At 68.1% G+C, this 13,078-nt stretch carries 13 protein-coding genes and 1 pseudogene; 6 read left to right on the top strand and 8 right to left on the bottom strand.

Annotated elements, in window-relative coordinates; translation table 11 throughout:
• A pseudogene (locus ON43_RS32325) lies at positions 1-1,127 on the bottom strand (hypothetical protein); the annotation flags it as partial.
• Positions 1,124-2,116: a Ppx/GppA family phosphatase gene (locus tag ON43_RS32330; protein ID WP_051179540.1), complete on the bottom strand. Its 993-nt coding sequence runs from the start codon at positions 2,114-2,116 to the stop codon at positions 1,124-1,126. The pseudogene ON43_RS32325 and the gene ON43_RS32330, both read right to left, overlap by 4 nt.
• A gap of 65 nt (positions 2,117-2,181) precedes the next feature.
• On the opposite strand from ON43_RS32330, the gene ON43_RS32335 reads away from it, so the two are divergent.
• The 4 genes from ON43_RS32335 (at position 2,182) to ON43_RS32350 (ending at position 5,037) form a co-directional block, all read left to right on the top strand.
• Positions 2,182-3,093 carry a DUF3109 family protein gene (locus ON43_RS32335; protein ID WP_051179541.1) on the top strand — a complete coding sequence of 304 codons (912 nt, stop codon included), beginning with the start codon at positions 2,182-2,184 and terminating at the stop codon, positions 3,091-3,093.
• Between the two features lie 106 nt (positions 3,094-3,199).
• Entirely contained in the window at positions 3,200-3,874 is a 675-nt protein-coding gene (locus tag ON43_RS46905) for a hypothetical protein (protein ID WP_040813648.1), read from the top strand.
• Positions 3,875-3,925: 51 nt separating this feature from the next.
• Complete coding sequence (locus ON43_RS32345) at positions 3,926-4,510, top strand: hypothetical protein (RefSeq protein ID WP_040813649.1); 585 nt, start codon at positions 3,926-3,928, stop codon at positions 4,508-4,510.
• Positions 4,511-4,686: 176 nt separating this feature from the next.
• Positions 4,687-5,037: a hypothetical protein gene (locus ON43_RS32350; RefSeq protein WP_040813650.1), complete on the top strand. Its 351-nt coding sequence runs from the start codon at positions 4,687-4,689 to the stop codon at positions 5,035-5,037.
• Between the two features lie 107 nt (positions 5,038-5,144).
• On the opposite strand, the gene ON43_RS32355 is transcribed toward ON43_RS32350, so the two are convergent.
• The 3 genes from ON43_RS32355 to ON43_RS32365 form a co-directional block, all read right to left on the bottom strand.
• Positions 5,145-5,834 (bottom strand): winged helix-turn-helix domain-containing protein, encoded by a 690-nt coding sequence (locus ON43_RS32355; RefSeq protein WP_040813651.1) that lies wholly within the window; start codon positions 5,832-5,834, stop codon positions 5,145-5,147.
• The gene (locus ON43_RS32360; protein ID WP_040813652.1) at positions 5,831-7,081 is read right to left on the bottom strand and encodes a sensor histidine kinase; all 1,251 of its coding nucleotides are present in this window, start codon (positions 7,079-7,081) and stop codon (positions 5,831-5,833) included. Before ON43_RS32360 ends, ON43_RS32355 begins: the two co-directional genes overlap by 4 nt.
• A gap of 165 nt (positions 7,082-7,246) precedes the next feature.
• Positions 7,247-7,633: a winged helix-turn-helix transcriptional regulator gene (locus tag ON43_RS32365; RefSeq protein ID WP_051179542.1), complete on the bottom strand. Its 387-nt coding sequence runs from the start codon at positions 7,631-7,633 to the stop codon at positions 7,247-7,249.
• A gap of 89 nt (positions 7,634-7,722) precedes the next feature.
• On the opposite strand from ON43_RS32365, the gene ON43_RS32370 reads away from it, so the two are divergent.
• Together ON43_RS32370 and ON43_RS32375 are read left to right on the top strand one after the other, a co-directional pair.
• Positions 7,723-8,370 carry an NADPH-dependent F420 reductase gene (locus ON43_RS32370; protein ID WP_040813653.1) on the top strand — a complete coding sequence of 216 codons (648 nt, stop codon included), beginning with the start codon at positions 7,723-7,725 and terminating at the stop codon, positions 8,368-8,370.
• Between the two features lie 44 nt (positions 8,371-8,414).
• The gene (locus ON43_RS32375; RefSeq protein ID WP_040813654.1) at positions 8,415-8,981 is read left to right on the top strand and encodes a TetR/AcrR family transcriptional regulator; all 567 of its coding nucleotides are present in this window, start codon (positions 8,415-8,417) and stop codon (positions 8,979-8,981) included.
• A gap of 91 nt (positions 8,982-9,072) precedes the next feature.
• On the opposite strand, the gene ON43_RS32380 is transcribed toward ON43_RS32375, so the two are convergent.
• The 3 genes from ON43_RS32380 to ON43_RS32390 all read right to left on the bottom strand — a co-directional run bounded on the left by ON43_RS32380 (position 9,073) and on the right by ON43_RS32390 (position 13,031).
• Positions 9,073-11,121 (bottom strand): CocE/NonD family hydrolase, encoded by a 2,049-nt coding sequence (locus ON43_RS32380; protein WP_040813655.1) that lies wholly within the window; start codon positions 11,119-11,121, stop codon positions 9,073-9,075.
• Positions 11,122-11,351: 230 nt separating this feature from the next.
• Entirely contained in the window at positions 11,352-12,089 is a 738-nt protein-coding gene (locus ON43_RS32385) for a phosphoglyceromutase (protein WP_040813656.1), read from the bottom strand.
• Positions 12,090-12,143: 54 nt separating this feature from the next.
• A complete protein-coding gene (locus ON43_RS32390; RefSeq protein ID WP_040813657.1) occupies positions 12,144-13,031 on the bottom strand; it encodes an ROK family protein in 888 nt (295 codons plus the stop codon).
• Between the last annotated feature and the right edge of the window lie 47 nt (positions 13,032-13,078).

Below are 13,078 nucleotides of genomic sequence, written 5' to 3' on the forward strand. Positions count from 1 at the left end.
GCCAGGGACGAGGACCACGCGGCGGTCGGCACCATCGCCTGATCTCCGCGCTCGGGTGGATTCGCCGGGCCGGGCCCGGCCTCGGCTCCGGGCCGCCGGCCACGCGCGGACCATGCGGGCAGGCCGTTGGCGGCGCCGTGATCGATGCCGCCGCGCCGTTCGGCGGGCGCCTGCGGCACGGCCTGGGTCTCGGCATGGCGGCGGGCCGAGCGCGACATCGGCGGGGCCGCGGGGGCAGGCGGGGCCGCGGCGGCCTGCGGCGGCTCGAAGGGGCGATCGGAGCGCGGATTGCGCGGCAGCGGTTCGGGTCCCGGCGTCGGCGACCAAGCCGGGAGTGCGGGAGCCGCCGGGGCGGGCGCGTTGAACTGGCCGAAAGTGGGCTCGTTGAACTGGCCGAAGGCCGGGTCCTCGAAGGACGGGCGGAACGGGCGCACCTCGTCGGTGGTGTCGTCCTCCGGGTCGTAGCGGCGGCGACGGCCGCCCTCGCGCGCCGGAGCGGGCGGGGCCGGAGGTTCGGCGCCCACGGACCGATCCAGGCCCTGCAGGTGATCCAGCGACACCTCCGAATCCAGGGGATCCGGCTTGCGGCGACGGCCGCCGGTGGAGCGACCGTCCGGCTGTAGCGGGTTCTCGGTCGGCGGCCAGTTCAGGCCCGCGGACCAATCCTGGCCGGACGGCTCGGGTAGGGACGGCGGCTGCGGGGTGGGGGCCAGCGGGTCGTAGTACGAAATCGGGCCGGACAGCGGTGAATACGCGGGCTCCGGTTCGGGTACCGAATAGGAAGAATAATCCGGCTGCGGCTGGGAAACCGGAGAAGGAGCGGAAGCGGAGAAGTCCGAGTAATCCGAAAAGTTCGAGTAATCAGAATAATTCGAGAAGTTCGAATAGTTTGAATAGTCCGATTCATTCGGCGCAGGCTCGGGTGCGGACGGAGCCACGTCCCCTTCCGGCGCGGCGTGCGAGGACGAACCCGCCCGCACCACCGGAATGTCTCCGGTCAGATCCGCGACGGAAATGCCACGGCCGCTTCGACGTCTGCGTCCCCCACCGCTCGCGGGGGCCCCACTCTGCTGCCCGTTCCGTGCCAATAGTTCGGCGACGGACAGCTGACTTGCATCCTCGGTCATCGAGACACCGTTTCGATCGGGCCCGCCAGGCCGCCCTCGGGGCCGCCTGCTATCGGTTCGCTATCCAGGTCGGTATCCAGCTTGCGCAAGATCAATCCCTCTCGCAGTGCCCAGGGACAGATTTCGAGCGTGTCCAGGGACAGTGCCCGCATACTCGCCTCCGCGACCAGCGCACCGGCCACGAGTTGTTGTGACCGATCAGAACTCACGCCTTCCAATTCTGCCCGGTCGGCGGCCGTCATTCTCGAAATGAACGCAATCAGCTGCCGCAGGCCGGAACTGGTGAGAGTACGCCGAACCCGGGGCCCCGCAACAGAGGGGGCGGCACCGGTCAGCCTGGCGAGCGAGCGGAAGGTCTTGGAGGTGCCCACCGCCAGATCCGGGCGGCCCACCTCGAGCAGCTGCTTGGATGGCAGCACGAGCTCGGCGTCGAGCCAGTCGCGCAGCACCGCGACGCGGCGTTTGCCGGGCGGGTCGTGGCGCAGCCAGTCCCGGGTCAGCCGGCCCGCACCCAGCTGCAGCGAGAGCGCGAGTTCGGGATCCTCATCCGCGCCGTTGCTCATCTCGAGCGAGCCGCCGCCGATGTCCAGATTGAGAATCCGCCCGGCGCTCCAGCCGTACCAGCGGCGCACCGCGAGGAAAGTGTGTCGAGCCTCATCGACACCGGAGAGCACCTTCAGATTGACGCCGGTCTCGCGGCGCACCCGGGCCAGCACCTCTTCGGAGTTGGTGGCCTCGCGTACCGCGGAGGTGGCGAACGCCATCAGCTCCACGCAGCCGGAAGTCTTTGCGATGCTTGCGAATTCGGCTACCGTGGCGGTCAACTTCGACGCCCCCGCGGGCGTGATCCGACCGTGGTCGTCCATGCTCTCCGACAGCCGCAGGGCCGATTTCGTCGAGCTCATAGGCATCGGGTGTCCACCACGATGCGCGTCCACCACGAGCAGGTGGACGGTATTGCTTCCCACATCGAGTACACCGAGCCGCACAAGAACACGGTACTGGGTGCGTCACGACTTCAGGCCAGGCGACTGAGCTGTTAGCGTTCCGCGTTGTGACGGCAGGTGCATCGGCGAGCGGGCCGACCGGGCTTCGACCAGCGGCGAAGATCGACCCGGCGCCCGAGGTGGAACTCGACTTCCCCCGGGAGTGGATCGAATTCGTCGATCCAGCTAATGACGAGCATTTGATCGCGGCCGATCTGACCTGGTTACTCTCGCGCTGGACCTGCGTTTTCGGGACTCCGGCATGTCAGGGCATCATCGACGGCCGCGAGAACGACGGCTGCTGCTCGCACGGCGCCTTCCTCTCCGACGAGGAGGACGGCAAGAAGCTGCACGCGGCTGTGAAAATGCTCACACCCGAGGACTGGCAGCTGATGCCCGAGGCCACCGACGACAAGGGCCGGGTCCGCAAGAAGCTGTACCTGGAAGAGGACGACCTCGACGACGAACCGGCGTTGCGCACCCGTCGCTTCGACGGCGCCTGCATCTTCCTCAACCGGCCGGGATTCTCCGAGGGCATCGGCTGCGCGCTGCACACCATGGCGCTGCGCAAGGGCCTGGAACCGCTCACCGTGAAGCCGGAAGTGTGCTGGCAGCTCCCGATTCGCCGCACCCAGGACTGGGTGGACCGGCCCGACGGGGTGGAGATCCTGCGGACCGTGATCACCGAATACGACCGCCGCGGCTGGGGCCCGGGCGGGCTCGACCTGAACTGGTACTGCACCGGTTCGCCGGATGCCCACGTCGGCACCCGTCCGGTGTGGGAGGCTTACGCCCCCGAGCTGATCGAGCTGATCGGCAAGCCCGCGTATGACGAGCTGGCGGCACACTGCAAGCGCCGTCAGGGGCTGGGCATCGTGGCGGTGCATCCGGCGACGGCGATCGCCGAGGAGAAGGCCGCCGAGGCCGCTGCCGCGAGCAGCGCGAAGCCCGCCAAGAAGGCCCGAGCGGCGAAGAAGTAGCGAGGTACTTGCCGTTATTTTTCTGAAAACGGCCAATTTCAGATAGTCGCTCACTTACTGTGCCTCCGACCCCTCTCTACGGGGTCGCAGCACAGGAGAACACACAGTGAGCAAAATCCCCGCGGGCGCCCGCCACCTCGGCGCCGGGCTGGCCGCCCTGGCCATCGCGACCGGCGCCGTGTCGGTCCTCGCCACGCACGAGGCGCCCGAGGCCCACGCGACCGTCGACACGGTCACCATCTCCGACCCGAATCCGGTTGTCGGCGGCACCTACACCGTCAGTGCCACCGTCAGCGGTTGGGAATTCGGCCTGCTCTGCTACTGGACGGTCGACGGCGTCGCCATCACCGATCCGCCTTCGAAGGTGCCGTGGCCGCCGAACCATTCCAGCGCCACCTGGACACCGAGCACCCCGGGCAAGCACACCATCACCCTCAAGCAGGGCGGTTCGTCCAAGAGCCTGGACGTGATCGTCGGCACCGTCACCACGACCACGGTCCCGCCGACCACCACCACGACGGTCCCGCCGACCACGACGACCACCGTGCCCCCGACCACCACGACGGTTCCACCCACGACCACCACGGTCCCGCCCACCACCACGACCGAGCCGACGACCACCACGGTCCCGCCCACGACCACGACGGCTCCGCCCACGACCACCACCGAGCCGCCGACCACGACGACGGTTCCGCCGACGACAACGACTCCGCCGACCACCACGACTCAGCCCAGCGGTGGCGGTTCCGGCAGCGCCAACGGCCTGCCGTTCGGTTTCTGACCGATTCCCAGTAACTCGGGCCGCAGCCCGGGACACATCACAGGAGTACCCATGCGCAGCAATTCCTCAGGCCGTGTGTTCGGGGCCGGACTGGCCGCATTCGGCGTAGCCGGAGCCGCCGCCGCCATCGCGGTGGCGGTATCGCCGACGGCGGGCGCCACCGTCGAGGTGATCAGCCCCTCCGACCCGGTGCCCGCGGTCGGCGGCACCTACACCCTCGGCGCCGACCTGACCGGCGTCTCCAGCGCCCTGCCGGTCACCTGGAACGACAACGGGGTCAGCATCACCGGTGGCGTCGGCATCCTGCCCTTCCCGGCCGGGCACACGAGCATCACCTGGACGCCGACCACCCCGGGCCAGCACATCATCACGGCCACCCAGGGCACCAGCACCCAAACCCTGATCATCACCGTGATCCCCGGCACCGGCACCGGTGCCACCCCGCCGACCATCACGACCACCCTGCCGACGGCGCCCACCACCACACCGGCCGCCCCGACCACGACGCCGACCACCACCACCAAGCCGAGTGGCGGCACCGGCAGCGGCGACTCGGGCAGCGGCACGGGTTCGGCCACCGGGAGCGCGGGCACCCTGGTGGGCGGACTGCTGCGCGGACTGTTCGGCAGCAGCTAGCGCGGGTGTCCGGCAGGTGAACACTCGGTGCTCATCGGCGACCATCGAATCAGGCTGCGTGGAAGTCTATTTCGATTTCCGCGCAGCCCGGTGACCTCGGGCTGTGAATAGCCGGAAGTATGCAAGACATCGATCGGCTATTGCCAATTCACCGAAACGTGTTAGACATCGTGCCCATGATCAAGAAAACCCTCGCCGTCGCGGCCCTGGCCGCCGGTGCCGTTATCTCCATTGCTCCGCAGGCTTTCGCCGATAACGCCGATCCCAACGCCTACTCCGACCGCACCGCCGATTTCGTGGTGTACAACGATCCGGCCGTGCTGGGCGCGAAGGACGCCGGCAAGCTGATCATCGTCAGCCCCTACGGCACCAGCCACACCATCGCCTGCAAGGGCACCGGCGCGGACGTGTTCGACTGCATGCAGCAGGACAACCCGGGCCTGGGCTGGCTCATCCTCGACAAGCAGGACCTCCCGGGTCTCGGCCCGGCGTGGGTCTACACGATGAAGAACGACCCGAACGCCTGATTCGCCGGTAACGGCCGGGGGGCTGCCCTAATCTTGGTCGGGAGAAAGCACAGAACCCGCCCGCTTCGCGAAATGCGAAGCGGGCGGGTTCTTTTCGGCTGAAGGGCCTATGCCTCGAGCTTGTAGCCCAGGCCGCGCACGGTGACCAGGTGCTCCGGCTTGGCCGGGTCCGACTCGATCTTGGAGCGCAGGCGCTTGACGTGCACGTCGAGGGTCTTGGTGTCGCCGACGTAGTCGGCGCCCCAGACGCGGTCGATGAGCTGCCCGCGGGTCAGCACGCGACCGGAGTTGCGCAGCAGGTACTCGAGCAGGTCGAACTCCTTGAGCGGCAGGGTCACCGCCTTGCCGTTCACCTGCACGGTGTGGCGGTCCACGTCCATGCGCACCGGGCCGGCCTCGAGCACGCTGGTCTCGCTGCCGTTGTCGGGCTCCTCGCCGGCGCCGCGGCGCAGCACGGCCCGGATGCGGGCGATCAGCTCGCGCGAGGAGTAGGGCTTGGTGACGTAGTCGTCGGCGCCCAGTTCCAGGCCGACCACCTTGTCGATCTCGCTGTCGCGCGCGGTCACCATGATGACCGGCACACTGCCGCGAGCGCGCAGTTGCTTGCATACGTCGGTGCCGCTCATGCCGGGGAGCATGAGATCGAGCAGGACGATGTCCGCGCCGGCACGATCGAACTCGGTCAGCGCGGAGGGACCGTCACCCACGACGGTGACCTCGAACCCCTCCTTGCGCAGCAGGAACGCGAGCGGATCGGCCAGCGACTCCTCGTCCTCGACGATCAGCACACTCGTCATCGGGTTGCCTCCACACCGTTGGTTCTGGCCCGCCCGAGGGGACTGGGGCCGTTTTCCTTCTTGGCCACCGGAACCCCGGTGGCAAGTCTCTTGTCGACCTGCCCGTTGGAATCGGCAGGATGGGCCGGGATGCGCAGGGTGAACGTCGATCCGGTGCCCAGTTTGCTCCACAGGGTGATCTCACCGTTGTGGTTGGCGGCCACATGCTTGACGATAGCCAGCCCGAGGCCGGTACCGCCGGTGGCACGCGAGCGCGCCTTGTCGGCCCGGAAGAAACGCTCGAAAACGCGCTCCTGATCCTCCTTGGAGATGCCGATACCGCGATCGGTGACCGCGATATTGACGTAGCCGCCGCGCAGCGCCCGGCTCACCGACACGTGCGAGCCGCGCGGGGAGTAGGCGATGGCGTTCTCGACCAGGTTGGACAGGGCCGTCACCAGCAGGGTCTGATCGCCGAGCACCTCGAGACCGCTGTTGGCGTCGGTGGACACGGTGATGCCCGCGGCCTCGGCCACATTGCGGGAGCGCTCGATGGCCTGGGTGACGACGGTGTCGACGTCGACGGCCTCGAGTTCCGGCAGCCGTTCGGCGCCTTGCAGGCGCGAGAGCGCGATCAGCTCGGTGACCATCTTGCCCATGCGGCGGGCCTCGCCGTGCAGGCGTTCGCCGAAGTGCCGCACCGAATCCGGATCGTCGGCGGACTCCAGCAACGCCTCGGCCAACAGGCTCATGGCGCCGACCGGGGTCTTGAGCTCGTGGCTCACATTGGCGACGAAGTCGCGGCGGGTGGCCTCCATGCGGGCCTGCTCGGAATCGTCGTCCGCGAACAGGACCACGAAGTTCGGGTTCTCCTGGGAGAGCGGGCGAGCAACCCCTCGGACAGCGAGGCGGGCGCGGCCGGGCATGGGGATCTTGGCGGTGAGCTCGAATTCGACGTCCTGGCCGCCGTGCAGCACCTGTTCGACCGCGGCCCAGGCGCGCTCGTCGAGCAGGCGGTCGTGGACCACGCCCAGCTCCTCGGCGCGCGGGTTCACCAGCACCACATCCCGGTACTGGTCGACCACGGCGATGCCGGACTCGGAGGCGAGCACGATCAGGTCCAGGACCTGCGACATGGTCAGCCCGGTATCGGTGGCGGCGCGCAGGCGTTCCTGGCGGGCGTTCACATACGGAATGAGCAGTCCACCGACGGCCAGTCCGACTACGGCCGCCAGGACTGCCAAAAGCACGGCCTGTGGAACGCTCACACCTTGAATCGTACGGTCGCCTAAGCAGCGTCAAACCCCGGGTGCTGGAAGTTTCACGCAGGTCATGGGCACTTCCATGTTCGTTAGCCCGGCGTTCACACTTTGTTCGGTCTGCGTGTCGTGGCAGGTGAGCGCCCTTGCGGCAACCACTTTCGAGCCGACGGTTCAATCCTCCGGATCGCCGTAGAGATTGGTGCGGACGGAATCCCCGTGGCGGTCCGCCCAGTCGCCCAGCGCGAAGATGGGCCGCAGCAGATCGACACCGGCCGGAGTCAGCGAATACTCCACGCGCGGAGGCGCTTCCGCGTATCGGCGACGCTCCAGCAACCCCATCCGCTCCATGCGCCGCAGGGTCTGGGTGAGCATCTTCTGACTGATGCCGCCGATGGCCCGCCGCAATTCCACCGGACGCATCGGACCGTCCCGCAGTGTGTAAACGATCACAGTCAGCCAGGAATTGCCGAAGATGTCCACCGCCAGCCGTGCCGGGCAGTCGGATTCGTAGCCGCCGTACTCGGCGAATCGCACCGGTTCCGTGATCTCGGCCGTCATGAATACAGCCTGCCAGCGGCGATGGGCACCCGCGAGTGCGCATCGGAATTCCTACCGTTCGAGTTCGCAATCCAGAACTAGGAGTTCACATGCGAATCGGAATCATCGGCGCGGGGCAGATGGCCCAGGCCCTCGGCGGCGGCTGGGCCGCGGCCGGGCACGAGATCGCCGTCGGGGCACGCACTTCCGCCCGCGCCGAGGCGGCGGCCGCCGCCATCGGCCATGGCGCGCGGGCGACCACCGTCGCGGAGGCCGCGGGCTTCGGCGAGGCGACAGTGCTCGCCCTGCCGGTCTCGGCACTCGAGGAAATACTGACCGAGCACCGCGAAACCCTCACGGGCCGAACCCTCATCGACTGCACCAATGCCTTCGCTCCCGATGCGGGCGGCTTCGTGCTGTCCGAATCGGCTGTGTCCGAACGGATCGCGGCCACGGTGCCTGGCGCGCGGGTGGTGAAGGCGTTCAATCTGCTGGCGGCCGAGGTGTGGTCGGGCCCGGATCGGGTCTTCGAGGGCCGTCCCCTGACCGTGCCCCTGTGCGGGGACGATGCGGAGGCGGTCGCGACGGTCGCGAAGCTGGCCGAGGATCTGAAGCTGCGCCCGGTGCCCGCGGGCGGCCTCGCCCAGGCCCGATACCTCGAAGCCACGTCGGCCTTCGTGGTCGGCCTGTGGTTCGCGGGTCATGACGCGCGGGCCATGTTCCCGCCGCTGGAGTCGGCCTTCGCGGTGGCCGACTAGGCGGGTCGGCCGCGGCTCCGGAGAGTGAGTGTACAGTCACTCTCATGAGCAGCAGGCGCGGAGTCACCCTTTCGACCTCGGATGTCCGGCGGGAAGCCGTACTGGACGCGGCCATCGTCGAGTTCGCCAAGACCGGATTCCACGGGACGCCGACCACCACCGTCGCGGCATCGGCCGGGATCTCCACCGCCTATGTGTTCAAGCTGTTCCCCAGCAAGGTGGAGTTGTTCGTCGCCGCGCTGGACCGGTGTTTCGAGCGGGTCGAGGGGGCGCTGGCCACCGGGGCCGCCCGGGCGGCGGGCGGCAATCCGGAGCGGGTGCTGCACGAAATGGGCGGGGCCTACGCGGAATTGATCGTGGACAAGAGCCTGCTCATGTTGCAGGTGCACGCCCTGTCGGCGGCCGATGTGCCCGATATCGCGGCGGGTCTGCGGCGTGGTCTGCAGCGCGTGACCGATTACGCGCAAACCCGGTCCGGCGCAACGGGTGAGCAGGTGCAGCACTTCATGGCCTACGGCCAGCTGTGCCATCTGATCACCACGCTCGGCCTGCACGCCGACGAAGGCCCTTGGGCCGCAACGCTGACCGCCGGAATCCGCCACTTCGACTGATCCCCGCTCCCGGAAAGCGAGCCCGAAAAGCAAAATCCCGGACGTGCACGCCGTTGTGCACGCCCGGGATTTCACTCCCGGAGCAGCGGTTTCACCAACCGGTGTTGCCGCGGACCGGGATGTTCACGAAGCTCGGGCGATCCGGATCGAGTTGGATGTGCTCGGGCTTCAGGCCGGTGTCGATGAGCATGGGCAGGATCGGCAGACCCTTGGGGAAGTTGCCGGCGAAGACGTCCACGCGCAGGCGGTGTCCCGGCTGCAGCACGGCCTGGGTGCCGCCGAGGGCGATATCCAGGGTGGTGGCCTCGCCCGGCACGGTCTCCTCGCGCTTGTCCAGCGAGGTGAAGGCGCGCGGGTCGGTGTAGTCGCCATTGGCCGAGCGGGTGCTGTTGGCCTCGTCGACCTGACGCAGCGAGGCCATGAGCGAGCCGGAGGTCAGCACGGTGGAGGTGCCGTCGGGGGCGACATCGTTGACGGTGACGGTCCAGTAGCCGTCGGCGGCGTCCTGAACGGTGTTGAGGTGCACCGCGATCGGGCCCGAGACGACGGTGGCCTCGGCGACCGGCGCGCTGGTGAAGGTGAGCGCGTTGGTCTCGGCGACGCGGGAGTCCTTGGAGCAGCCGTCGATCAGGTTGAACACGCCCGCCGTGGCCTGGGCCGCGTCATTGGAGCAGATGGTGGTGAGACCCGGTGCGACGGTGAGGCGTTCGGTGTCGCCGTTGGCGGCCGCGGTGAGCGAGCCGTCGTAGACGCTGTTCGCGGTGCCGGAGCGCTGCGAGGAGAAGTACATGCGCCGGTAGTCGGCGGCCTCGGAAGCCGGTGCGGTGGGCCCGAATCCGCCCTGGGTGTTCCAGCCGCCGCCCTGCGTCTTGAGGGTCACCGGGCCGTAGGAGTCGATGCCGTTGTCGATGCCCTTGAGCCACTTGTCGAACCAGGCGCGCTGCAGCACGTCCAGGCGGGGCGGGGCGCCGACGCGGTTCACGTCCGCTCCGGAGGTGACGTGGTAGGTGTTGCCCATGAGCAGCTGCTTCTGGCCGGGCGGCAGCGGAATCTCGTTGTAGATCTTGGATTCCGAGTAGGTGAACAGGTCGTGCCAGCCACCGGTCACGAAGGTCGGCACCTGGATGCGGCTCGGGTCGCCCAGCCATTCCTGGCGTTCCTGGGTGAGGCCGTTGAGCATGTCCTTGACGCGCGGGTCGATGGTGTCCAGCGAGGTGCTGGTGTAGGCCGACATGAGCACGTCGAGGTAGCCGAAGGGATCGTTGGCGCGGTCCTGCAGCCACTTGAAATCGAAGGTGCCCTTGGCGATCGAGGCCAGGTCCGGCACCCACTTGAGGCCGTTGATGGCGCTGAGCCACAGCGGGATGAAGTTGAAGCCGAAGCCGCCGCCGGGCGCGAGCACATCGTCGATGAGGTCGCTGCCGGGCACGATCGGGAAGATGGCCTGCAGCGCGGGCGGCCGCTTCTCGGCGGCTTGCACCTGGTTGATGGCGCTGTAGGACAGGCCGTTCATGCCGATGCGGCCGTTGGAGAAGTGCTGCTTGGACGCCCAGTCGATGACCTCGACGGTGTCCTGCTGCTCGCGGCCGCGCAGCATGTCCCATTCGCCCTGCGAGAAGCCGGTGCCGCGCACGTCCACGACGACCTGCGTGTAACCGGACTTGATGAGCTGGCGGTCGACGGAGAAGTTGCGGAGTTCGCCGTTGCCCGCCGCGTTCAGCAGTTCGCCGAAGCCGGTGATGGGGGTGCCGTCCAGGCGGATATCGCGGAAGACGTTGAGCAGGGCATCGCCCAGGCCCGGGATGGAGAAGGCGCTGTCGGCGACGTTCGACACCAGCTTGGTGTAGGGCGTCATGTTCACGACGGTCGGCGTGGGGGCGTCGATGGGACGGCCCGCGGCGTCGGCCGGGTGGTAGACGTTGGCCTTGAGGACGGTGCCGTCACTCATGGTGATCGGGACGTCCCAGTCGATGAAGACGTTGGGATACTGCTGCGGTCCGTCCTCGGTCGCGGTCCACTGGGCCCCGGCCGCCCCACCGTCGGGTCCGGTGGGGGTGATGGCATCGGCTGTGATGCCGGTCAAAGGAAGGAACAGAGTGGCCGCGGTGGCTAGCACCGTGGCCCGTAGCGCGTGCCTCATCGAACGTGATCTACCTCTCGCATTGGTCGAACGACCAGAGCATATCTACTCGAAAGTAAGTTGCAAACCCGGGTTACAGGTACCGAATTAAACTGGCAACAGTTCGGCAAATTTGATTGCGGGAGAACGGAAATACCCTACGGTCACGTAGTGAGATGCGGATCACATCGATATTCGAAAATAATAGTGCCCCGCCCAATCCAATTGAGCGGGGCACTATTTCGAGACTTTTACTTGCCGCCCTGGTTGGCGACGGCGGCGGCGCCGGCCGCGGCGGCCTCGGGGTCGAGGTAGACGCCCGCGCCGAGGGGGCGCAGGTTCTCGTCGAGCTCGTACTTGAGCGGGATGCCGGTGGGGATGTTCAGGCCCGCGATGTCCTCGTCGGAGATATTCTCCAGGTGCTTCACCAGCGCGCGCAGCGAATTGCCGTGCGCGGCAACGAGAACGGTCTTACCTGCGCGGACATCGGTGGCGATGGTGTCCTCCCAGTAGGGAACCATGCGGGCCACGACGTCCTTGAGGCACTCGGTGGCCGGGACCTCGACGCCGGCGTAGCGCGGGTCGCCGTCCTGCGAGTACTCGCTGCCCTGCTCGATCGGCGGGGGCGGGGTGTCGTAGCTGCGACGCCACAGCATGAACTGGTCCTCGCCGTACTGCTCCTTGATCTCCGCCTTGTTCTTGCCCTGCAGGGCGCCGTAGTGGCGCTCGTTCAGACGCCAGTCGCGGACCACCGGAATCCAGTGCCGATCGCAGGCGTCGAGGGCATTGTTGGCGGTGCTGATGGCACGGCGCAGCAGCGAGGTGTAGACGATATCGGGGAGAATCCCGTGCTCGGCCAGCAATTCGCCGGCGCGCTTGCCCTCGGCGACGCCCTTGTCGGTCAGTCGAACGTCCACCCAACCGGTGAACAGGTTCAGGGCATTCCATTCGCTCTCGCCGTGGCGCAGCAGCACGAGGGTGTACGTCATGAATGCATCCTCCCACGCGGGGATTTCCCTGCATCCCCGGCCCTGACGCTGCGGTTATGCACCCCCGAGAGCGAGGATCGCCGCGCCCTGCAGGGTGGCTTGGTCGGTCAATTCGGACGGCACCACGCGCAGTTCGCGCAGGAATTTCAGGCGGGCGTGGGCGGCGGCGGCCGCCCGCAGCGGACGCCACAGAAGTTCCCCGGATTGGGCGAAGCCGCCGCCGATGACCACCAGGTCCGTATCGAGCAGCGCGGCGGCGGAGGCGACAGCGGTGCCGATCGCGGTACCCGCCCGCTCCAGCGCCGCCACGGCGACCGGCTCCCCCGCGTGTGCGGCGGCCGCGAGCTCCACCCCGGTCGTTCCCGCCCAGCCCTGGCGGCGGGCCCAGCGCACCGAGGATTTGCCGCTGGCGACGGCTTCGACGCAGCCGAATCCGCCGCAGGCGCAGGGCTCGTCCTGGCCGGGGACCACGATGTGGCCGACATGCCCGCCATTCCCGGTGCGCCCCATGACAACTCGGTCATCGGAGATGATGCCGCCGCCGATACCGGAGGAAACAGTCATGGCGAGGACATTGGGCACGCCGCGCGCGGCCCCGAGGCGCTGCTCGGCCAGCACCAGGCAGACGCCGTCGATGGCGAAGCGAATCTCGGCCTCCGGAAACAGTTTTCGCACCGAGTCCACGATCGGGAACCCGTCGGCCCATTCCGGAATATTGAGCGGCCCGCAGATCCCGGCGGTCACGTCCACCGGCCCGGCCGACCCGATCCCCACCGCGGTCACCCGGGTATCCCCGGCAACCTCCGAAAGCAATGCCCGGCACGCGTCCCATACTCCGGATTCCGGCACCGCGATCCGCCGCGGCTCCCCCACCGCCCCGTTCGAATCGACCATCGCCGCCGCGAATTTCGTCGCCCCGATATCCAGTGCCAGTGCCGTCATGGCCGACCGGTCTCCTTCGTTCGATGGAATCCGGTGCGATTGTGCCA

This window comes from Nocardia concava NBRC 100430, from assembly GCF_000308815.1.
Lineage (GTDB): Bacteria > Actinomycetota > Actinomycetes > Mycobacteriales > Mycobacteriaceae > Nocardia > Nocardia concava.